This window comes from Peribacillus sp. TH16 (assembly GCF_016651095.1).
GTDB lineage: Bacteria > Bacillota > Bacilli > Bacillales > DSM-1321 > Peribacillus > Peribacillus butanolivorans.
In genome coordinates this window covers 542142-563570 of the sequence record NZ_JAEKEM010000009.1, presented here as the reverse complement: position 1 = coordinate 563570, position 21429 = coordinate 542142, and the positions used below count along the sequence as shown (strand labels likewise).

The following is a 21429-nucleotide window of genomic DNA, read 5'->3' as shown; positions in this document are numbered from 1 at the left end:
TCGAAGTGAAAATAATATGAATTCCACCACTATAATGATTTTTTTACCACATAAGCTTTTTATTCATCATGACCAAATTTTGAGCGGATTTGTTCAGCTGTGAATTCGTAAAAAGCCATTAAATCTTTTTGTGAAGCAAACCCCGCTTGAGCAGACTTTTCATTACCCCCGCCTTTACCATTATACGAGCTGAGTGTTTCTTTAAAATATTGTCCGCAATGAATGGAGGAGGACCCATTGTGCGCGAGCAGGATCTTTTGTTCCTTATATGATGCAAATAACACGAGCACTTTTTCTTTTTGAACCATTGTAGCTGAAAGAAATTGGAGTTCTTTCAATGAGCTGTCTTCGAAAATATGAGATATGAACCCATCCCCATTATTTTCAAGCAGGGAATCAGCAAGGAACTTTGCATTTTCAAGTTTGAGTTTTTCATGTGTTGCTGCTAGTTGTTTGTAGTCATCTTCTAGTTTTTCCACCCTGTTGATTATTTCTTTTCGTCCGGTATTAAATTTAGTTGATAATGCTGAAAGAACATTAAGACTATCAGAAAAATCGTTCAATGCCCTTAATCCGCATTTGAAATATAGACGTGTATGTTCTTTTTGTTTCTCCGTTTTGAGGATTTTAATTAGGCCAATCTCCCCGGTTTGTTCTACATGCGTTCCGCCACAAGGATTATACTCAATCCCTTTAATTTCAACAATACGGATATTCTCTGACACCTTTGGCATTTTGACGACAGGAAGTGCCTGTATTTGCTCTTTTGTCACAAAATATGTGAGAAGCTTGCGATTCTCATAGATATATTGATTAACCTGCTTTTCAGTAGCTATCGTATGTTCCTCGGTCCATTGGGGCGCGATTATATCAATAGTTATATTTTCCGTTCCAAGATGAAAACTGATAGTATTCGCATCAAACAGTTCCCGGCAGACAGCCGAGAGTAGATGCTGACCGCTATGCTGTTGCATATGATCGAAGCGGCGTTCCCAATTGAGTTCACAATGAACAAATTCAGAACCTGGCCTACATTCAAGCTTGTGAAGGATATTTCCATCCTCGCTTTTTGTAACGTCAAGGACAGTGATTCCTTCTATACTGCCTGTATCGGAAGGTTGACCACCTCCTTCTGGATAAAAAGCAGTTTCTTCAAGAGTGATGTAATAAAAGCCATTTTCTTCGAAAATCTGCTGGATTTTTGTATCCCATTGAGATGTCTTTGATGACGTGTAATACAATTTTCTAGTCATGAATAATTCCTTTCCCTTTCAGTTGGTCATTAAATTATAACATCGCAAGTCATTTTTATGAAAAAGCAAGGTTTGTAGATTGGCAAAGGTTTTTATGGTTAGTAGGTGTGTTAGAGTTGGACGAATCCAAGACTATTACGACGTAAAAGGTATTTCGGAACACTAGTTAAACCATACAAACCCAGTCACTTTTCAAAATTCATTATGCAAACTTTGTGGTAATGGAAAACGAGTTCAAATTTTAGTTCCTCAAACAACCATGGAAGTTGACAAGGAGCAAAAAATAAAAAACCGTAATAGGTATACAGAACAACAAAAAAATGATAAATTCAAATATGTTGGAAAAATAAATAATTGGGTACAATTGTAGGTAAAGGTAAGTTACAGGAGGATTTTTATACATGCAAAAAATTCAGGCCGGTTTGGCTGTAGAGTTAGAAGTAGAACGTAAGGCAGATTTCGGTTGGTTCTTGACGGATGGTTCGGAAGATGTCTTACTTCATCATAATGAAATGAATGAAGAAACTGAGCTTGAAATTGGTGATGAAGTAACGGTATTTATCTATCATGATAAACAAGCCAGGTTGACAGCAACAATGAAAATTCCTGAAATTCAGATCGATCAGTATGGCTGGGCAGAAGTAGTCAATGTGAAAAAGAAACTAGGGGTCTTTGTCAACATCGGCCTTTCCAAAGATATTCTGGTATCACTGGATGATCTGCCAAACATTGACCATTTATGGCCTGAAGTTGGTGATCGACTATATGTTTCCCTGAAAACCGATCGTAATGAACGGTTGTTCGGTAAACTTGCAACAGAAGATGTAATTCAAGAGATTGCTGTTAAAGCTCCTTTAAAAGGAGTCCGTAACACGACCGTGAAAGGGAATGTCTATCGTTTGCTAATGGTTGGTTCTTTCTTTGTTTCACAAGAAGGGTATCGCTGCTTTATTCACGAAAGTGAACGCAAACAGGAGCCCCGCTTAGGAGAATTAGTTGAAGGGCGTGTCATTGATAGTAAAGAAGATGGTACCCTCAATGTTTCTTTATTTCCGTTTAAGCAAGATTTAATGGAAGAAGATGCAGATGTCATCTTCACTTATTTATTGAACCGTGGTGGCGCGATGCCTTATGGCGATAAGACTCCACCTGATGATATCCAGTTCCACTTCGGATTAAGTAAGGGAGCATTCAAACGTGCTCTGGGCAAACTGATGAAAGAAGAAAAGATTTATCAGGAAGATGGATGGACCTATTCTTCAGACCGAAAATGACAAAAAGGCAGCGGGAAATTTCCGTTGCCTTTTTTATATGGATTTTATTAAAAAAACTTTTTTTTCCCTTTGTCCTCTTTTAGAATTTCTACAGCTTCTCTGAACCTCATGGAATGTACAATCTCTCTTTCCCTTAAAAATCTTAGTGAATCATTAATATCCGGGTCATCCGAGATGTCAATCAACCATTGATAGGTTGCACGGGCTTTCTCTTCAGCGGCAATATCTTCATATAAATCAGCAATAGGATCGCCTTTAGCTTGGATGTATGTGGCTGTCCATGGATCACCTGCTGCATTTTGATAGAAAAGGGCACCATCATGATTCGCATAATGTTCGCCAAGACCAGCTGCAACCATCTGCTGTGGTGTGGCGTCCTTTGTAAGCTTATAAACCATTGTGGCAATCATTTCTAAGTGAGCGAATTCTTCTGTTCCGATATCCGTAAGTAATCCGATGACTTTATCAGGTATTGTATAGCGTTGATTTAAGTATCGGAGTGCGGCAGCCAACTCACCATCAGCTCCCCCATATTGTTCTATTAAATATTTTGCCAGTCTGGGGTTACAGTTGCTAACCCTTACTGGGTATTGTAGCTTTTTTTCATAAACCCACATAGATATCTCTCCTTATACTTGCCATGGCCAAGGGCCTTGGCCCCATTCCCATTTATTTTCCCCTCCAGGACTATTTCCGAATCCAAGTAATGGCCCATATTTAGGCTCGAATACTGCTTTCAATTGTTTGGAGTACAGTTGGAATTGATTGAATTGCTGCAGTGCCTGCTGGTCAGTGGGATGTGTATCTAAATAATGGGTTAGTTCGACAAGTACGAAATCTGCAGCCTGTATTTGCTCAAGCAACTGATAATATTCATCATCCAGTTTCTTATTCATTTACGTCTCCCTTTCGCGATAAGGATTATCATAAAAATCGTAAAAGAATTTCCAAAGGGTACCGTATTTGAGTGCCTCTTCTGGTGTGAACTGTTCTAGATTTGGTGGCTGGAAATTTATATACAATTGTGGAGGTGTACTGAAATACTTTCTTCCAATCGGTGGGCAGGGATCGAATTTGCTATGGAACGGTTTATAAGACTTGATTAGGGTGAAAGTCTTTGCTCGTGTCAAGTTGAAACCTCCTTTTTAAAAGGTACATCCTTAAATAATTATGCTTGGATAAAAAAAATATGACCCAAAAAGGGGGGGATCAGTTAAATACAAGCCATTATTCATTGTAATATTCAGACTATTTGTTATCGGCTCGTTATCTTACTGTGATGTTTGTCATCTATTCTTTATCTGTTTGTTCTTTGTATAGGAAATAACTATGGTAATATTGAAAACGTTAGCTTATGAAAAAGCTCACAAGGAGGTAACAACATATGAAAAAATCAATCTTATCGTTAGCGGCAGCGGCTGCAATATCCGGTGCATTCACTATTCCGGTACAAGCAGAAGATGTCAATGTGAAAGATGGAGACACATTATGGGGGATATCTCAAACATATAAAGTATCAATAGAAGATATTAAGGATTGGAACCATTTGTCTTCAGATACGATTTATTCAGGAGAAACATTACATATTTCTCAAGAAAAGCATTATAAGGTCAAGTCCGGGGACACGTTATGGGAAATTGCAGGCAAATATCATGTATCAGTAAATGACCTTAAATCTTGGAACGGTTTAAATTCAGATACAATCCATCCAAAGCAGGAACTAGTTATTAAACCTGCGACGTACAAAGATGAGGCAGCGAGCGTTAAGCCTGAACAGCCATCAGCGCCAGCTGAGCAAGCGAAACCATCAGCGCCAACTAAGCAAGCGAAACCAGCAGTACCAGCTGAGCAAACGAAACCAGCAGCACCAGCTGAGCAAGCAAAGCCAGCAGCACCAGCTGAAAAAGCAGAAAAAGAAAATACAGTATCTAACAGTGAATCTACGAATCAATCAGGCATAGAAAAAGAGATTACTGTAAGAGCAACTGCATATACTGCTGATTGTCAAGGTTGTAGCGGTACTACAGCTACTGGAATCGACTTAAAAGCAAATCCGGATACAAAAGTTATATCAGTAGACCCATCAGTTATCCCACTTGGTTCAAAAGTTTATGTGGAGGGTTATGGCTACGCAACAGCGGCTGATACAGGCAGTGCCATAAAGGGAAATAAAGTAGACATCTTTATTCCAAATGAGCAGGATGCTATTAATTGGGGCGTTAAAAACGTTAAATTACAAATCTTAAACTAATTTAGTCATGTAAAACATGTTTATATATAGAAAAAGTAGGCACAGAGTTTTCATGTGTCTACTTTTTTTGTCCTTTTGGTTCACGGAAAAAGCAGGTACAATGAAAGTAATAAATCCTTACAAGTTAAATAGGAGGAGTAGTACATTGATAGAAAAAGCACGTGATTATTTACAAAAGTATTTTGGATATGAGTCATTCCGTACCGGTCAGGAACAGATAATTGAACAAGTTTTAGGAGGAATAAATACAGCAGGAATCATGCCGACTGGCGGAGGCAAATCAATATGCTATCAGATTCCAGCTCTTCTATTGCCTGGTGTCACCCTCGTCATATCCCCACTTATTTCCTTGATGAAGGACCAAGTAGATGCCCTCGAACAAAATGGTATAGATGCCACATTACTTAACAGCTCTATTTCAGGGATAGAAGCTTCCAATAGAATGAACGATATTAAGCAGGGAAGGTACAAGCTTGTTTATGTGGCACCTGAACGATTGGAAAACCCTGCTTTTCAGAGGGAACTGGCTAATGTTGATATTTCATTGGTGGCCATTGATGAAGCTCACTGTATCTCGCAATGGGGTCATGATTTCAGACCAAGCTATTTAAAAATCAAAAACTTGTTGAAAGAAATGCCCTCAGCTCCGGCCGTTCTAGCATTAACGGCGACAGCCACACCACATGTGACGAAGGACATTTGTCAGTCACTTGGAATATCTGAACAACATACAATATCAACAGGATTTGCAAGAGATAATTTGTTTTTTTCCGTCGTCAAGGAAGAGAACCGCGGACGGTTTTTAATGCGCTATATTGAAAAAAACAAAAATGAGTCGGGTATCATATATGCAGCAACAAGGAAAGAAGTCGATTCATTGTACGCCAAGCTTAATAAAGCTGGCTTCAAAACAGGCAGATATCACGCTGGTATGAATGAACAAGACCGTTCGGAACAGCAGGAGCAATTTATTCGTGATGATGTTCCTTTGATAGTAGCGACATCAGCTTTTGGAATGGGTATCGATAAGTCGAATGTTCGTTACGTCATTCATTATCAAACACCTAAGAATATGGAGAGCTATTATCAAGAAGCAGGTCGTGCAGGTCGAGATGGTTTGGATAGCGAATGTATTCTTTTATACTCCCCTCAAGATATACAGATACAACGCTTCCTAATCGATCAATCGAACCCTTCGCAAGAGTGGCAGGCACAAGAACTGAAGAAATTGAATAGAATGAAGGATTATTGCTTTACTGAAGGTTGTTTACAAGCCTATATTCTTCAATACTTTGGAGAAGAGAATCCTGAAGATTGCGGCCACTGTGAAAACTGTACAGATAAACGTGACTCAGTTGAAGTAACGACTCAGGCACAGATGGTTCTTTCGTGTATGTTACGAATGGGTGAAAGATTTGGCAAAACGATGATTAGTCAGGTACTCACCGGTTCCCGGAATAAGAAAATTGAAGAGTTTGGCTTTCAAAAGATTTCAACTTATGGAATTATCAAAAATCAATCGGCAAAGGATGTTGCTGACTTCATTGATTTCCTGACTGCTAAACAGTATATCGAAATGACAGGCGGGCAATATCCAGTTCTTAAAGTAACCAATGCTGGACGAGAAGTGCTTTTAGGACAGAAAAAAGTCCTGCGAAAAGAAATAAAACAAGTAAGCAGCATTAGTATCGATCATGGATTGTTCGAAGAATTGAGACATTTAAGAAAAGAAATCGCAAGCAAGGAAAATGTACCGCCTTTCATTATTTTTTCCGATGCATCCTTGAAAGATATGGCAGCAAAACTGCCGAGAACAGAACAGGAATTCCTTGATGTTAAGGGTGTAGGCACTCAGAAATACGACCGCTTTGGAGCAGTGTTCTTAGAAGTGATTTCTCATTATTTACAAGCACATCCTGAAATAGAAGTGAATACAATGGTTAAAAAAGAAACAACAAAGCGAACCACGGTACCATCTCATCTAGAAAGCTACCGTTTCTATCAGGAAGGCAAATCCTTCAAAGAAATTGCGACATTAAGAGGACTGTCTTCGATCTCCATTGAAAATCATCTATTAAAGTGTGCAGAAGAACGTTTGGAGATCAAGTGGGAAGAGTTTTTCTTAGATGAGGAGTATGACCTTGTACTGGAAACAGCCAAACAATTGGATTCTGAGAAACTAAAACCATTGAAAGAGGCCCTTCCTGACCATTTTTCATACTTTATGATAAAAGCAATCATGGTAAAAGCAGGATTAAAAAACTAATAGAATAAGGTTTTTGGATAATTTTTTCATTGGATAAATAAGAATTTGATTTGATGCGTATACTAGGAATGAAAAAAGGTAAAAAACTCAGTGCCTTTAATCAGAATCTTTATATAAAAAAGAGGAGGTTGCTCATGTATTTTGGTAAAAAGAATTCAGAGGAACCAGAAATCATTATGGAAGATACAATTGTATATGCATGCGGATCAGCAGATTGTAATGGATGGATGAGGAAAGATTTTGCCTCTGAAAACTATGATTGTCCAATGTGCGGCAGTCAATTAGTTGAAGAAGTAAGGGAACTGCCAAAAATTGAAAATGAATATAATGCGTTTAAATAAAAGAGGTGAATTATTGCCTCTTTTATTTTTTATTTTATAGTATGAGTATCACGCGGTGTTCTGTTTTAGTCGCATCCTTTACATATAAAATCATATGTGGTATGATAGAGATTCAGTGTTATTAAGAGTAAACACTGGAGGGTAATTTAAAGTAACATTTTTATTAATAAAATATTTTTCATCATCTTTATGATGGAGTAGAATCAAGTTAAACACATCTAGAAAAAGAAATACGTCTAATCACCAAGTATTTTCCTCGATCCATTTTTGTTCTTCATTAACTTACTTCTATGTACCATTTATCTTTTGGAATTTAAGTTTCCCAATTGGAATTACGGACGGTTTTAATTAATAAACATGTACTTACAAGCTTTTATCTGATTCTATCAGGCACGGTCTAGGAACCGTATGGATGGGAGAGAGGCAGGGCTTTCATTGTTTTAGGTTTTGGCACTAAAATTACTCTCATGCTTAATTCGCATTCTATTCATTCGAATGAGCAGGAAGAATCATGTGAAATTGATTCTTCAATAACGCAGTCTTGATTGCCTTAGGTTTTGGCACTAAAATTACTCTCATGCTTAATTCGCATTCTATTCATTCGAATGAGCAGGAAGAATCATGTGAAATTGATTCTTCAATAACGCAGTCTTGATTGCCTTAGGGAAATCAGAGACTGTGTTTCATGATTATCTGATCTATGGATACGAGGATATAAAGAATAATGGCTTTCATTTCTTCATAAGAAGTTTTACTCAATTATAATATGCATATATATGATATAATGGTTTCTGGGATACTAAAAATTCATGGTTGTGATCTCAAGTTCTTTCCACTCAATGAGTTTGAGTGTATAGAATAACAACAAATCTTAGATAAGTGAATGAGTGTTTACTCACAATTATTTAGATTAATCGCCATCTATTCTTCTTTTATCTTTATGGCTTGGGATCTGTTATGCAGGACGGAGTCAATTCAATTCTAAGGAGTGAGATACATGTATAGAAGAAATAATACGGAAGAAATCATTCCTGAAGAAACAAAGGTGTGGGAATGTACATCAGAAGATTGTAAAGGCTGGATCCGCGATAACTTTACAAGTAATGATGAGCACGTTTGTCCACTATGTGGCAGCGAAATGAAACCCGGCACTAGAATGCTTCAAGCAATCAACAATCCAAGAAACTATTAAGTCTTTATAAAAAACGCTGAAGGGGGATTCCCCTTCAGCGTTTTTTATCTTTTTGCTTATTTAAGTAGATGTAGCAAAAAGCCAGAAAAATTAAAGATAAGGAAGATTAGTGAATATCCTTTTTCTTGAACCGGCCCCCACGAACTTCAGCAATATCTCCGACTGCAAGGAAGGCAGATGGATCAAAGCTTTTGACTATATCTTTAAGCTTTGCTTCCTCAAGGCGATTTATTACACAAAAGATAACCTTTTTATCGTCTCCCGAATAAGCACCTTCGCCAGCTAAAAAGGTCACACCTCGACCAAGCCGACTCATAATTGCATCACCGATATCTCCAAACTCATCGCTGATAATCCAAACAAATTTAGATTCATCCAAACCAGCGATAACAATATCCATCGTTTTATAAGCTACGAAATACGCTATAATCGAATACATGGCACGGTCCCATGAAAAAACAAAGCCAGCACTGCCAAGGATGAATAAATTAAAGAACATGACAATCTCTCCAACAGAAAAAGGAAGCTTCTTGCTAGCTAGAATAGCTAGAATTTCTGTTCCATCTAGAGAACCGCCATATCGAATAACCATTCCAACACCAATTCCAAGAATCATTCCGCCAAAAGCGGACGCAAGGAGGATATCTTGAGTGAAAGCTGGTACGTGGTGAAGCAATGTAGTGGTTATGGAAAGGACTAAAATCCCATATAGAGTAGATAATGCGAAGGTTTTTCCAATTTGTTTATAACCGATAAAAAAGAAAGGGAGATTCAAAACAAAAAGAAAGATACCGAGCTTCCAGCCCGTGATATAAGATAGCATAATAGATATACCTGTTATACCACCATCTATTACATTATTTGGTACTAAAAAAATCTCGAGGCCGACAGCCATTAAAACAGCACCGATTGTAATTAAAAGACCTCTTTGTAATATTTGCCTTAGTGTTAATTTTTTATGCTGGGTCTTCTTTTGCATAATTTCTGTTGTATTTGTATTTGCCAAGTCTGACATAATCATGCCCCCACTCCTTCTCTCTATATATGTACTATTTAATTATAAACCTATAGGTATAATTAAATAAAGAAATTAACATTCTTAATTAATATACTTTTTAAATAATAACCAGTGTAATTGTACATTTAAGTGTTTCATGCAATAAAAAACCGTATATGAATGCTTGTCAATTCACAAGCCCTTTCTATTTTACTCTATACAGAAGAATAGTATTTCTCATTTTACTGCATTTATTAAAAAAACTTCTCTTTTTCTTTAGAAAAATGATGAGCAGGAAGATAGTATATGTAAATAGATAGGTATTAGGAAATAAAAGTCTTTAAGGTACAACATATTTCCATTACAATATAGGAGAATAGAATGACAGAGGTGACAATGTAAACAATGGAACAATCAATAGTATCATTTAATCCTATCCTTTTTATGATTGCCGTACTGTTGGTATTTATGGCGTGTTATACAGCCTTAGATTTACTGACAACATTAATTACAATAGTAAAATACAAACGTCTTTTGTATGTAGGGAGCATTTGCTCTATGGGAGTAGCTATCTGGACGCTTAATTTTGTGGTCATTTTTACTTTTGAGAATACGGGAATGGCATCGTACAATTTTGCTTCGATAATGCTTTCATTAGCAATAGGGGTTGTTCTTGCAGGGGTAGGATTATTAGCTATTTCTTATAAACAACAGTTACTACAAATGATTTTTTGCAGTTTTATGTTTACCATGGCGATTTTGTCGAATTATATAATGGGCATGTTTGCTTTAAACAACTCTGTGCAATTTAACCCTTTGTTACTTGTTATTACGCTACTCATTATTTTTAGCTTATTTTTAATCTCACTGTTAGTCTTATTTTATATAAATAAAGTAAGTCAATCTTCCCTTAAGCCAGTCAGTACACTGATTATGAGTGCGGCAATCATCGAAGGGTATTTTCTTTTTTTGAGAGTGTTTCCGGTTACTGGAGAAAAGGAGAAAAATGAATTTGTTCAACTTAGCCCGTTTATTTTATATCTAGTCAGTTTTGTTTCGTTATTTATCCTTGCCAGTTTAATTGGTTCTAGCACGATTGTTGGAAGGCGTTTGGCAAAGAGTGATAGCACAGTGAGTGATATCCGTTATGCTTTGGATCAATCTTCTATTGTAGCTATAACTGATGCAGAAGGACTCATTACATATGTTAACGAAAAATTTATAGAAATCTCACAATATGAAGAACATGAACTGATTGGAAAAAGTCATTCTATCATTAATTCGGGTTATCATCCTCAAGAGTTTTTCGCTGACCTTTGGTGCACAATCAAACAAGGAAAAACGTGGAATGGGGAAATCTGTAATCGGGCAAAAGATGGCGAGATTTATTGGGTGGATACTACAATCGTACCATTTATGAAAAAGGGAAAACCATATCAATATATTTCAATTCGTTCGGATATTTCCCGTCGGAAAAGAGCGGAAAGCGACCTAAGGGTCTCAATTAAGGAATTAGAGGATATGTATTATGCTATTAACCAATCATCCATAGTGGCGATTACCGATGAGAAAGGGATCATTGTCGATGTAAACGATAAATTCTCAGAAGTTTCCGGGTACAAGAGAAGTGAGTTAATTGGTCATACTCACCAATTGGTTAATTCCGGATATCACTCAAAGGAATTCTTCGATGATATGTGGAAGACCATTCAAAATCGTAAAGTATGGAATGGTGAAATTAGAAACAGAGCGAAAGATGGCAGTTATTATTGGGTCGATACAACAATCGTTCCATTTTACACTGTGGAAGGTAAACCATTTCAGTTTTTGGCGCTTAGGTATGATATAACGGAGCGTAAACAAACAGAAGAGATGCTTCATCGACAGGATAAACTAGCTGCAGTCGGCCAGCTTGCTGCTGGTGTCGCACATGAAATTCGGAATCCACTTACCTCGATGAAAGGGTATACTGAATACTTACAATTAGATGAAAAAGATGAAAATAGACTTGAGTATTTGGGAATTATTATGGATGAGATTAACCGTGTAAATGAGATAGTTGAAGAATTCTTAGAACTATCCAAACCGCAGTCCCTGATTTTGGAAACGAAGAATATAGTACCAATTATTCAAAATGTTTTATCTCTAACAGAGTTTGATGCACGGAAGAAGAATGTTATTCTCTTCTTTGATTGTTATCACGAGGAAATCCTAATTCGATGTGATGAGAATCGTTTAAAACAAGTCTTATTGAACTTTGTTATAAATGGGATAGAAGCAATGCCTGACGGGGGAGAAATAAAAGTCGTTACAGAACTTAAAGAAGAGAAAGTACATATCTCCATAATCGACACGGGAGTTGGTATGCCACCCGATCAGCTCAGGAGGATTGGAGAACCATTTTTCACGACGAAAAAATCCGGTAATGGGTTAGGACTTATGATTAGCTTTAAAATCATTGAAAGCCACCTAGGGCGAGTATTTGTAGAAAGCGAAGTTAACAAAGGTACAGTTTTTAATATTGTCCTTCCTATGGAAATAGTAAAGGATTTTTCCAATGATGGAATCGAAAAAGTGGGGCTTGTATAATATCTGGTATTTGATGCATGTATATGATAATTTTGAAGAAGATGACCGCATGGGGGATACTGGATTTGGAAAAACAAAAACAAGCTAATATCTTAAGTTTGAAGATTTTTTATCTTTTTTCGTTTTTTGCTGTGGGAAGTTTAACACCGCTCTTAAGTGTTTATTTAGCAAATGAGGCAGGGTTAAATGGAATTGAAATAGGTACTATTATGTCTGTCGGGCCGATAGTAATGATCGTTTTTCAGCCAATTTGGGGTATTGTCTGTGATTGGAGCGGAAAACCTGCTAAAATTCTTGCAATGACATCGTTGCTCGCTGGTTTGTTTGGCTTAGGATACTTGCTCTTCGAACCCTATTTACTTTTAGTATCTGTCGCAGTTGTATTGGCAATCTTTCAAAGTGCCATTATACCGGTTTCAGATAGTATTACCCTTCAATATACAACAAGAATCAAATCGAATTATGGAAAAATACGTTTATTCGGTTCGCTTGGTTTTGGTGTGGCTGTTTTTGTAATGGGAAAGTTATCGGAATCATTTATTGGTCCTTCTGTTATATTTTACGCCTTTTTTATCGGCCTATTAATTGCGGCACTTCTAGCTTTACGCTTGCCTGAAGAGCCTCCTCAAGTAAAGGCAAAACTTTTCAGTGGGATGAAAGAACTGTTAACAATGAAACGTTTCCTAATCTTTCTTGCTGTAACATTTCTAATCTTCGGCCCTAACCTTGCTAATAATGTCTATTATGGCCTATTTGTTGAGGCAAGGGGCGGGACATATACAGGAATTGGTATTGCGTTCCTGCTAGCTGTATTGTCGGAAATACCATTTATGAGAATGGCAGGCAGCTGGATAAATAAATTAGGCCTGCTGCCAATCACATTATTAGCTGGAATTGCTTCGTTGGTTGTTTTATTTTACGGAACCAAGTTTGGCAATAGTATATGTGACTTCCATGATCCAAGGTTTTTCACTGGGGTTATTCATTCCTGCAGCTTTACAATATATTAGAGAAGTCGTCCCACCTCATATAACAGTTACTGCAGTAACGCTTTATTCTGCAATAGGTAATGGGTTAGGTAACTGGTTCAGTACCTTTAGCGGCGGAATAATCTTGGATAAATCAGGGATTTATATGGTGTACTTATTTTACAGTTTGCTCACACTTATGGGGATGCTTCTAACAGTGTGGCTCATGAGGCTTGAGAAAGTACCTGGAAGAATGAAAACTATTTTTTGGAAATAATTTTGTTCAGCATGAAGGTGTATTTTATATATTGTTTTGTTTATTAAATAGACCTATTCGTTATAGCGAATAGGTCTATTTTCAGTGGAAATATTTTATTGCAAAAAGGTTTAGTATTTTACTGAAAATCCCATAGAGATTATTAATGTATAATTGTGTATTTGATTCAGCGTCTGATGTAGCTAAGAAAAATAAAAAAAGTATTAAAAAGATAAAGAAATTAGTTCTTATCGTTAATTTTATTTTTAAAGAAAAAGTAAATCTGGGGACAAAAGAAGTTAGGTGTTGCGTTGGCCACTGCTCATTTTTCACCTCTTGCTGCAGTTCCTATAGGGCTAACTTCAGTGCCTGGCATAATATTTTCGAACACTTGCTTACAACGTATTTGTCAAAAAGAGCAGAATTACGGTGTGGTGATTTCCTCTGTTTTTGTAATGAGACCCATTCAGTTTTTTATTTTTGGAAATAATATGTTTTAATGGAAGGAAGAGAATGTATGGAAGGATGAGTGTTATTGAGCAAAACCAAAGTGCTCGCTGTTACCGTTGTATCAGTAGTTATCGGACTGTTTTTTTTATTTTGTCTTGGATGGGCGATAATTGATTATTATGGAAAAAAGGCTTCTGATATAGGTTTAAATGAAACAAACCCCATTGAAAAGAACCTACCCGAAGACTTTACAGTAGTTGCATTAGGGGATTCGTTGACGCGCGGAACTGGTGATGAAACAGGGAAGGGCTATGTCGGCCTTGTCGTGGAAGATTTGGAAAGTAAATATAATAGCAAACCGCTTATTCATAATCTTGGGATTAATGGACAAGTGTCTCAAGAATTGGTGCAGCAGGTGAAACAAACGGAAGTGAAACGCCAATTGCATACAGCTGATGTTATTTTAATTACTATTGGCGGGAACGATTTATTTCAACAAGGCCAAACCCTGTTTGATTATGACCTTACTGCGACTTCTGAGTTACAAGAGAATTATCTGGAAAACTTGAATACCATTTTTAAAGAAATCAATAATGTCAATGATAAGGCAGCCATTTTATTGATTGGCTTATATAATCCATTCATAGAGTTGGATGAAGATTTTGATACAAACCGAATTGTCCGGGACTGGAATAATGAAACCGCTGAAGTGGTGGCTCTTTATAAAAATGCTATTTTTGTTCCTACATTTGATTTGTTTCAATTGTCGGTCAATGACTATTTGTATTCAGACAAATTTCATCCAAACAAGGCAGGATATCGTTTAATTGCTGATAGGGTTGCTCCTTTAATACAATGGGAGGATGAGAAATAATGAGTAATGTGACATTGTCTGTTAAGGGCCTGAAAAAAAGGATTGGTAAACGGGAAATTATTAAGGGAATAGATTTTGAGTTAAATGAAGGAGAGGTTTTTGGTTTTCTTGGACCGAATGGAGCTGGAAAAACGACGACGATTCGCATGTTGGTCGGTTTGATAAAGCCAACTTCAGGATCCATTCAAATATGTGGGTATGATGTGCGCCAGGACTTCACGAAAGCGATGCAACATCTGGGATGTATAGTTGAAAATCCAGAGCTATATCCTTTTTTGAACGGCTGGGATAACTTGCTTCATTTTGCACGAATGCTACCTGATGTTGAAGAGTCAAGGATCAATGAGGTAGTGGAACTCGTCGGTCTACAATCGAGAATTTACGATAAAGTGAAAACCTATTCCTTAGGTATGAGGCAGCGTCTAGGGATAGCTCAGGCAATGCTGAACCGTCCAAAGGTATTGGTCTTGGATGAACCAACTAACGGCCTAGATCCTGCTGGAATTCGTGAAATGCGCCAATTCATTAGAAAGCTTGCGGAAGAAGAAGGGATGAGTGTTCTGGTTTCTTCCCACTTATTAAGTGAAATCCAGCTCCTATGTGACCGGGTGGCCATCATTAAAAGTGGAGAGATTATTCAAACCGATACGGTGGAAAGTTTATTAACCACTCAAGAGCGGTTAATTTGGCGGGTGTGGCCTTTAGAAAAGGGAAAAGAAATTCTTAGCAGTTTTACGGAAATTACCGTAGATCAGGACAATATCATTACAGCTTTTAATGAACATGAAACGCCTAAGTGGAATGCTGCACTTAACGAAGCTGGTGTAAAGGTGTATGAAATGAATCGTAAGCTTCCGGGATTGGAAGAGTTATTTTTACAAATAACCGGTGGCGGAGGTGCTGGTATTGAATAACCTGATCCAAAATGAAATGATGAAGCTTCTGGCAAAGAAACGGTTAGTCATCATTGGTATCATTGTGGGTGTTTTAGTGCTGATGTTTACATATGCGCAATACAAACAAGTGAAAGAGCAACAGGAGAAGTTAGGTACTGATGATTGGCGTGCAGCTCTTCAGCAGCAAATCATTGATACCCAAAATCGGTTAGGATCAAACAGGATGCTAGATGAGTGGCGTGAACAGCTCCAGGTAAGTTTAAAACAGCAGCAATATTACCTAGATCATGACATTAACCCTTCAGAACCAGGGGCCACGACATTTACGCGTATGTTTTTAGAAAATGCTATTGATTTGTTCATCCCACTGCTGGTCATGATTGTAGCAAGCGATATGGTTTCTTTCGAAAACAGTCAGGGCACGATTAAACTTCTGCTTACAAGACCAGTGAATCGCTGGAAAATACTAATGAGCAAATATGTGACATTATTATTGTCCGTTTCTATTATCGTGGCTATGACAGCGTTATTGTCGTATTTTTTATCGGGACTTGTTTTTGGGTATCATGGATGGGAAGCCCCTGTAATAACCGGTTTTGGATTGAATGGCAGCGATGTGGATGTCAGTCAGGTTAGAATAGTTGAGCAATGGAGATTTCTATTAATGGATATGGGGCTTGTCTGGCTGGTAGCAGTAGTTGTAGGGACTCTCTCTTTCATGTTATCGGTTTTAGTTCGAAGTACACCTGCGGGTATGGGCATAATGCTTGCGGCACTCATATCAGGGGCTATTTTGAACAATATGGTGTCGTCATGGGAATCGGCGAAGTACTTCTTTATGGTAAATTTAAAATTAACCACTTATGTTAGCGGAACAGCACCACCTATTGAGGGAATGACCTTATTATCCTCCGTCATTACTCTTTTAGTCTGGTGGGCGCTTGCTTTGATTGTTTCTTTTGCAGTATTTACCAGAAGGGATGTTTATTAAGGAAGGACAGCTTTGTAAAAATCAAGGCTGTCTTTTATTTTTTTTTACAGGGTATCCTTTTAAGTAGATAAAATGGATGATCTTCATTTGAATGAAAAATTCCTTCCAATGACTTCAGTTTCCAGTGAGAAGTTAAAATTGTTAAAGATGATATTTATTGTCTCCCGATTCAAATTGTTAAAATTATTTTTGTAGGCTCCCCAAAAGATGAAAATAGCTAGACCGGATTATGGTAAGTATGTGAATTGAATGCTATTGGGGTTTTGAATAATATCTTTTAAATTGTCAACAATAATCAAGCAACTATTGCTAAATGGAGGGGTTTCTATGACTACACTAAGAGAAATTATGACAACAGACGTGGACTGTTGCACTGTGGAAGATAATATATATGAAGCAGCAGTCAAAATGAAGGATGCTGATGTTGGAGTCATTCCTGTATTGGAGAATAACCATTTAATTGGTGTCATTACAGACAGGGATATCGTTATCCGTTGTGTTGCCGAGAAAAAGCCGAATTCAACTAGAATAACCGATGTTATTTCCACGGATCTTGTAACAGGCACCCCTGATATGTCTGTAGAAGAAGCAGAGGATTTAATGGGGAATGAACAAATCAGAAGGCTCCCTATAGTTGAAAATGACAAGCTGGTCGGAGTTGTAGCATTAGGTGATCTTGCTGTACACCATCAGACAAATTCAATTGCGGGAAATGCTTTAAGTTCAATTTCCGAGGACAGAGATCAAATTCAACACTAAAAACAAAACTCTGTTAGCTTTTGCTAACAGAGTTTTGTTTTTAAAAATATTTATTGAACCAACCTTTGATTTCTTCAACATGTTGAAGACGCATCTTTGGAGAACCGCTTCGCGATACTTCATGGGTTTCTCCTGGAAATGAAACGAGTTGAGCTTCTTTCTTTTGTCGTTTTAAAGCAACAAAAAATTGTTCGCTCTGTTCAATTGGGCATCGATGATCCTTTTCGCCATGCAGTAAAAGCAAAGGGGTATTCACATTAGAGACATACTTTAAGGGCGAGTGTTGCCACAATTTATCCGCCGAGTCAAAAATATCACCCTCAATTTCCCACTCCGTAAAATAATAGCCAATGTCGCTTACGCCATAAAAGCTTAGCCAATTACTGATGCAGCGCTGAGTCACAGCTGCCTTGAAACGGTTCGTATGACCGACAATCCAGTTTGTCATGAACCCTCCGTAACTGCCGCCGGATACTCCTAATTTTTCATGGTCTATAAAATCATAGGTCGCTAGAGTATAGTCTACAGCGGCCATTAAGTCCTTATAATCCATTCCTCCATAATCTCCTCGACATGCATTAACAAAGTCCTGACCGTATCCCACACTCCCACGTGGGTTGGTGAATAAGACAGTATAACCTTCATTAGCCAATGTCTGGAATTCGTGAACGTAACTATTAGCATACATCATATGTGGCCCGCCATGGATTTCTAAAATGAGTGGATACTTTTGGTTGTCTTTAAATTCGGTCGGTCTCATAATCCAGCCGTGGATGGTAAGCCCATCAACAGATGGAAAAGAAATAGGTTCAGGTTGTGATAAATATTTATGCTGTAAAAATTCATCATTCACAAAACTGATTTGTGCTTTTTCTCCATTCGTAAGGTTATAAACAAAAAGGTCACCGGGATGAACAGGTGTACTGATGGCGACAATGGCACGGTGACTTTCAGGATCTATGGTTAGACCGTATATATGCTGTGGGTCAAGGATTGATGGATACATGGCTCCTTCAATCGATCCATAATAAACTCCGGTATTTCCATAATCGCTTATTAAAAAATAAAAGCCTTGGCTATCGTTTGTCCATAAAATTCCTGGGTCTACTGCCCCGATTTGGAAATCGCCGATTGCAGAATCTCCTATTTGAACGTCCCATCCTTCCGTCAGGCACTGTATGGTTTGATCAAACATAGAGTATAGCCAAATTTTTGAAAAGGTAGCCCCGGCAAACTCTTTGTTATGACCAATGAAGGAGAGATACTGACCATTTGGAGACCACTTCGGATCTTTAAAAAAACCAGAACTGCCCGTTATTTTCTTTGAAGATTTTGTTTCAAGATCCATGATAAAAATATCGCTGAAAAGATCGTCATCGCTTTTTTCAGCTTCTCCGCATATGTAAGCAATCTGCTTCCCGTCAGGAGACCAGGCATTTGGGCGATAATCGATGTTATTTTTTGTTAGCAAGATGGTTTCGTCTTTTTCTATATCTACTATAACAAGCTGTTGATATAGCTGATCAAAATAGCCTCTGCCATCCCATTTATACTTAAGTTGGTCATAGCGCTGAACTTCTTTGGACAGGTCCTTTTCTTCTTCCACAGTAAAAAGGGCTTCACCCTCCTTTAACCCGGTTGAAAGTAACAGCTTTGTAGAGCACGGGGACCAAATCGGATTTGTTGCTCCGTTGATAAAATGGGTTATTTGTTGAGATTCCCCGCCAACGGTAGAGATTAAATGGACTTGTTTTTTTCCTGACCGGTCTGATATAAAGGCTATATTCTTTCCATCTGGGGACCAGCATGGAGATGTGTCTCGGTTTTCTCCAAATGTCCATTGCTGTGTTTCATTCGTAATCAAGCTGAACATATACAAGTTGGAAACGTATTTTTCTGTTTTTTCATCAATTCTTGTTTGAACATAAACCGCCATGCTACCATCAGGTGATAACTTTGGATCGGTCGCTGATTTCAAGTGGAATAAGTCTTTTGCTGCTATTCCTATTTTGTTCATGCTTTTCACCCTTTCATGTTTCTCATAGTTATGTATTTCGCTAAAGAGAAATATAAACCCTTTAGTAAATATTTAACTCTTAAGTATTATTTATTGAGAAACGAAGGATTTGAAAAAAATCCGACCTTTTTATAATGGACGGATTGATCAAGATATATGGATAAATAAATTGTTAATAGGTTGTTTCCTTGATTAATTAGACTTGTGTTGTGTATGTGGACGGTGAGGCGGAATTTGGAAATTGTGTTCTTCCATCATTTTATAATGCTTTTCAAAGTGTGAAAACATTTTATCGGCTTCTTCCTTGGAAAGTGCCCCGAACTCTACGTATTTTTCAATTAATTTCTTTTTGTCCGCCAGAATCTGCTGTTGGATTTTTGCGAGTTCTGCCTTTTGGGCATCGGTGAATTGTACGCTTTCTGGTTTATCAGATTTTTGAGTATCCATTGCTGAAGCCGGGTGATTCAAACTTAAAAAGAATAGAGAACAAACGGCAAAACAAATGACTAAAAACTTTTTCATGAATAAACGTCTCCTTTGTTATTTGTCTTATTAAAGCTGTGGAACCTATTTAAAAAACTTACTATTGTGCCTTCTAATAGGTTTCTCAGCTGCAGGAAGAATTACTTTATACCTTTTTATCTTTTACAGCATTAACAGATATATGTAATATTTTTCTGTTCATTCGCTAGATGGTTTGTAAGAGGCTGAAATGGGTAATGTAAATTTAAGGTTGAAACTTTTGCAGGAACTCATCATCACGGAAGTGAAATTTATTGAGTCAGATGATGAATATGACTGAGAAGAAAGGAAGATTATAATGTTTTGGACGATAATAGGGGCATTAATATTAATATGGGTACTTGGTTTAGTGTTTAAAGTGGCCGCGGGCTTTATTCATATATTGCTTATCATAGCGGTCATTCTTATACTTGTTAAGGTTTTTCAAGGGAGAAGATGAGTGTAGATTTACTTGCGATTCGATGGTCATACGCAATAGCATTTATAAGTGTACAAATACAAAGAGCGCCCTCGCATATAGGGCGCATTTTTGAGTTTTCTATAAGTTAACTTGCTTTAATCCATGTAAGGAGGTGGTTCACCCATCAGTCTTTTGTGTATCCATATTGCGGCCTGAGTCCCGTCTCCCATGGAAATGGTGACTTGTTCGGAATGGGCAACAAGGTCGCCACCAGCCCAGACACCGTTAATATTAGTTTCTTTTGTACGTGGATGGATAACGACGTGATTACTATCATTTACCTTCACACCTAATTGCAAGGCAAGATTATTATTCAGTTTGTTACCTTTAAAAGCGGTGAATGCCTTTTCAGCTTCAATTATTTTCCCATTTACTAATTGAATCGCTGTCAACTGTTGTTTAGCATCAATAATTGCTTCTTGTACTTCTTCTTCGTATACAGGAATCTTATTTTCCTCCAGCTTTTTTCTATACTTATCATCAATTTTTGATTTTAAGTGATTTACGTAAACGATATCTTTTGACCAATATAATAGAGTAAGGGCCATACCTGCACCCACATTTCCCCCGCCGAGAACCACCGTTTGCTTATTCATAATTTCATAACCATCGCAGTCGGGGCAAATATAGGTGGATGTTCCAAGAGTGGGATAGAGGTTTTTAATCGGAGGGATGTTATCGGTAATGCCTGTTCCGAGAAAAATTGTTTTTGCTTGGTATTCCAGGCTATTCGCTGTACGAATGAAAAACTTGTCCTGTCTTTTTTCCAGTAATGTCACAGAATCATTAAAGAATTCGACACCGAATTTTTCTGCGTGCTGTCTGCCGAGACGTCTTAATTGGCTGCCGCTCACTCCGTCTGGCCATCCAAGTATATTATGGTAAGCCTTAGCTATTGTAGATCGGCCGTGTGCAGAATCAATTACGATAATATCATGTTTATATCTACCGAGCTGAATGGCTGCTTGGATACCGGCGATTCCCCCGCCAATAATAATGCAGTCTGCTTGCTTCATAAATTCACCGCCCATAATTTTAGGAATAAACCTAGTTTTATTCTTTCTGTAAAAAAT

At 37.6% G+C, this 21429-nt stretch carries 21 protein-coding genes and 1 pseudogene; 14 read left to right on the top strand and 8 right to left on the bottom strand.

Annotated features, from left to right (window positions below; genetic code table 11):
* Positions 1–59 precede the first annotated feature (59 nt).
* The gene (locus JFV29_RS16660; protein ID WP_201185314.1) at positions 60–1253 is read right to left on the bottom strand and encodes an alanyl-tRNA editing protein; all 1194 of its coding nucleotides are present in this window, start codon (positions 1251–1253) and stop codon (positions 60–62) included.
* Positions 1254–1654: 401 nt separating this feature from the next.
* Between JFV29_RS16660 and JFV29_RS16655 the strand changes: the two genes are divergently transcribed.
* Complete coding sequence (locus tag JFV29_RS16655; protein ID WP_201185312.1) at positions 1655–2527, top strand: CvfB family protein; 873 nt, start codon at positions 1655–1657, stop codon at positions 2525–2527.
* A gap of 47 nt (positions 2528–2574) precedes the next feature.
* Here JFV29_RS16655 and JFV29_RS16650 read toward each other — a convergent pair whose 3' ends face one another.
* Genes JFV29_RS16650 through JFV29_RS16640 form a run of 3 tightly spaced genes read right to left on the bottom strand, consistent with a single transcriptional unit; the run spans position 2575 to position 3657 of the window.
* Positions 2575–3144: a manganese catalase family protein gene (locus tag JFV29_RS16650; RefSeq protein WP_053346486.1), complete on the bottom strand. Its 570-nt coding sequence runs from the start codon at positions 3142–3144 to the stop codon at positions 2575–2577.
* A 12-nt stretch (positions 3145–3156) separates the two neighbouring features.
* Positions 3157–3423 (bottom strand): spore coat protein CotJB, encoded by a 267-nt coding sequence (locus tag JFV29_RS16645; RefSeq protein ID WP_053346485.1) that lies wholly within the window; start codon positions 3421–3423, stop codon positions 3157–3159.
* Positions 3424–3657: a spore coat associated protein CotJA gene (locus tag JFV29_RS16640; protein ID WP_053346484.1), complete on the bottom strand. Its 234-nt coding sequence runs from the start codon at positions 3655–3657 to the stop codon at positions 3424–3426.
* Between the two features lie 254 nt (positions 3658–3911).
* On the opposite strand from JFV29_RS16640, the gene JFV29_RS16635 reads away from it, so the two are divergent.
* The 4 genes from JFV29_RS16635 (at position 3912) to JFV29_RS16620 (ending at position 8577) form a co-directional block, all read left to right on the top strand.
* The gene (locus JFV29_RS16635) at positions 3912–4778 is read left to right on the top strand and encodes a 3D domain-containing protein (RefSeq protein WP_201185310.1); all 867 of its coding nucleotides are present in this window, start codon (positions 3912–3914) and stop codon (positions 4776–4778) included.
* 145 nt (positions 4779–4923) lie between these two features.
* Positions 4924–7044 (top strand): DNA helicase RecQ, encoded by a 2121-nt coding sequence (gene recQ, locus JFV29_RS16630; protein ID WP_201185308.1) that lies wholly within the window; start codon positions 4924–4926, stop codon positions 7042–7044.
* Between the two features lie 134 nt (positions 7045–7178).
* The gene (locus JFV29_RS16625; protein ID WP_053346482.1) at positions 7179–7385 is read left to right on the top strand and encodes a cold-inducible protein YdjO-related protein; all 207 of its coding nucleotides are present in this window, start codon (positions 7179–7181) and stop codon (positions 7383–7385) included.
* 997 nt (positions 7386–8382) lie between these two features.
* Positions 8383–8577, top strand: a complete 195-nt coding sequence (locus JFV29_RS16620) for a cold-shock protein (RefSeq protein WP_053346481.1) — start codon at positions 8383–8385, stop codon at positions 8575–8577.
* Positions 8578–8683: 106 nt separating this feature from the next.
* Here the strand turns inward: JFV29_RS16620 and JFV29_RS16615 are convergent, their stop codons facing one another.
* Positions 8684–9592 carry a YitT family protein gene (locus tag JFV29_RS16615; RefSeq protein WP_053346480.1) on the bottom strand — a complete coding sequence of 303 codons (909 nt, stop codon included), beginning with the start codon at positions 9590–9592 and terminating at the stop codon, positions 8684–8686.
* A 387-nt stretch (positions 9593–9979) separates the two neighbouring features.
* Between JFV29_RS16615 and JFV29_RS16610 the strand changes: the two genes are divergently transcribed.
* The 8 genes and pseudogenes from JFV29_RS16610 to JFV29_RS16585 all read left to right on the top strand — a co-directional run bounded on the left by JFV29_RS16610 (position 9980) and on the right by JFV29_RS16585 (position 17357).
* A complete protein-coding gene (locus JFV29_RS16610; protein WP_201185307.1) occupies positions 9980–12163 on the top strand; it encodes a PAS domain S-box protein in 2184 nt (727 codons plus the stop codon).
* Positions 12164–12228: 65 nt separating this feature from the next.
* Positions 12229–13173, top strand: coding sequence for an MFS transporter (locus JFV29_RS16605; protein ID WP_342366570.1), 945 nt, complete (start codon positions 12229–12231; stop codon positions 13171–13173).
* Positions 13118–13408 (top strand): MFS transporter, encoded by a 291-nt coding sequence (locus JFV29_RS31450; protein ID WP_342366569.1) that lies wholly within the window; start codon positions 13118–13120, stop codon positions 13406–13408. Before JFV29_RS16605 ends, JFV29_RS31450 begins: the two co-directional genes overlap by 56 nt.
* Positions 13409–13686: 278 nt before the next feature.
* A pseudogene (locus tag JFV29_RS30645) lies at positions 13687–13877 on the top strand (hypothetical protein); the annotation flags it as partial.
* A gap of 45 nt (positions 13878–13922) precedes the next feature.
* On the top strand, positions 13923–14711 hold the full coding sequence (locus JFV29_RS16600; protein WP_053346478.1) for a GDSL-type esterase/lipase family protein: 789 nt from the start codon (positions 13923–13925) through the stop codon (positions 14709–14711).
* A complete protein-coding gene (locus tag JFV29_RS16595) occupies positions 14711–15625 on the top strand; it encodes an ABC transporter ATP-binding protein (protein WP_201185305.1) in 915 nt (304 codons plus the stop codon). The genes JFV29_RS16600 and JFV29_RS16595 overlap by 1 nt, the downstream gene beginning before the upstream one ends.
* Entirely contained in the window at positions 15618–16598 is a 981-nt protein-coding gene (locus JFV29_RS16590; RefSeq protein WP_201185303.1) for an ABC transporter permease, read from the top strand. Before JFV29_RS16595 ends, JFV29_RS16590 begins: the two co-directional genes overlap by 8 nt.
* Before the next feature lie 327 nt (positions 16599–16925).
* Positions 16926–17357 carry a CBS domain-containing protein gene (locus JFV29_RS16585; RefSeq protein ID WP_201185302.1) on the top strand — a complete coding sequence of 144 codons (432 nt, stop codon included), beginning with the start codon at positions 16926–16928 and terminating at the stop codon, positions 17355–17357.
* 40 nt (positions 17358–17397) lie between these two features.
* Here the strand turns inward: JFV29_RS16585 and JFV29_RS16580 are convergent, their stop codons facing one another.
* Together JFV29_RS16580 and JFV29_RS16575 are read right to left on the bottom strand one after the other, a co-directional pair.
* Positions 17398–19374 (bottom strand): S9 family peptidase, encoded by a 1977-nt coding sequence (locus tag JFV29_RS16580; RefSeq protein WP_201185300.1) that lies wholly within the window; start codon positions 19372–19374, stop codon positions 17398–17400.
* A gap of 192 nt (positions 19375–19566) precedes the next feature.
* Positions 19567–19896, bottom strand: coding sequence for a YckD family protein (locus tag JFV29_RS16575; RefSeq protein ID WP_201185299.1), 330 nt, complete (start codon positions 19894–19896; stop codon positions 19567–19569).
* Positions 19897–20194: 298 nt separating this feature from the next.
* On the opposite strand from JFV29_RS16575, the gene JFV29_RS16570 reads away from it, so the two are divergent.
* A complete protein-coding gene (locus JFV29_RS16570; protein ID WP_201185297.1) occupies positions 20195–20335 on the top strand; it encodes a lmo0937 family membrane protein in 141 nt (46 codons plus the stop codon).
* Between the two features lie 116 nt (positions 20336–20451).
* On the opposite strand, the gene JFV29_RS16565 is transcribed toward JFV29_RS16570, so the two are convergent.
* Positions 20452–21372 (bottom strand): NAD(P)/FAD-dependent oxidoreductase, encoded by a 921-nt coding sequence (locus JFV29_RS16565; RefSeq protein WP_201185295.1) that lies wholly within the window; start codon positions 21370–21372, stop codon positions 20452–20454.
* Between the last annotated feature and the right edge of the window lie 57 nt (positions 21373–21429).

Excerpts from the sequence above, each read along its gene's own strand:
- JFV29_RS16660 (WP_201185314.1), bottom strand. The coding sequence starts at position 1,253 with ATGACTAGAAAATTGTATTACACGTCATCAAAGACATCTCAATGGGAT.
- JFV29_RS16655 (WP_201185312.1), top strand. The coding sequence starts at position 1,655 with ATGCAAAAAATTCAGGCCGGTTTGGCTGTAGAGTTAGAAGTAGAACGT.
- JFV29_RS16650 (WP_053346486.1), bottom strand. The coding sequence starts at position 3,144 with ATGTGGGTTTATGAAAAAAAGCTACAATACCCAGTAAGGGTTAGCAAC.
- JFV29_RS16645 (WP_053346485.1), bottom strand. The coding sequence starts at position 3,423 with ATGAATAAGAAACTGGATGATGAATATTATCAGTTGCTTGAGCAAATA.
- JFV29_RS16635 (WP_201185310.1), top strand. The coding sequence starts at position 3,912 with ATGAAAAAATCAATCTTATCGTTAGCGGCAGCGGCTGCAATATCCGGT.
- JFV29_RS16625 (WP_053346482.1), top strand. The coding sequence starts at position 7,179 with ATGTATTTTGGTAAAAAGAATTCAGAGGAACCAGAAATCATTATGGAA.
- JFV29_RS16620 (WP_053346481.1), top strand. The coding sequence starts at position 8,383 with ATGTATAGAAGAAATAATACGGAAGAAATCATTCCTGAAGAAACAAAG.
- JFV29_RS16615 (WP_053346480.1), bottom strand. The coding sequence starts at position 9,592 with ATGTCAGACTTGGCAAATACAAATACAACAGAAATTATGCAAAAGAAG.
- JFV29_RS16610 (WP_201185307.1), top strand. The coding sequence starts at position 9,980 with ATGGAACAATCAATAGTATCATTTAATCCTATCCTTTTTATGATTGCC.
- JFV29_RS31450 (WP_342366569.1), top strand. The coding sequence starts at position 13,118 with ATGATCCAAGGTTTTTCACTGGGGTTATTCATTCCTGCAGCTTTACAA.
- JFV29_RS16595 (WP_201185305.1), top strand. The coding sequence starts at position 14,711 with ATGAGTAATGTGACATTGTCTGTTAAGGGCCTGAAAAAAAGGATTGGT.
- JFV29_RS16585 (WP_201185302.1), top strand. The coding sequence starts at position 16,926 with ATGACTACACTAAGAGAAATTATGACAACAGACGTGGACTGTTGCACT.
- JFV29_RS16580 (WP_201185300.1), bottom strand. The coding sequence starts at position 19,374 with ATGAACAAAATAGGAATAGCAGCAAAAGACTTATTCCACTTGAAATCA.
- JFV29_RS16575 (WP_201185299.1), bottom strand. The coding sequence starts at position 19,896 with ATGAAAAAGTTTTTAGTCATTTGTTTTGCCGTTTGTTCTCTATTCTTT.
- JFV29_RS16570 (WP_201185297.1), top strand. The coding sequence starts at position 20,195 with ATGTTTTGGACGATAATAGGGGCATTAATATTAATATGGGTACTTGGT.
- JFV29_RS16565 (WP_201185295.1), bottom strand. The coding sequence starts at position 21,372 with ATGAAGCAAGCAGACTGCATTATTATTGGCGGGGGAATCGCCGGTATC.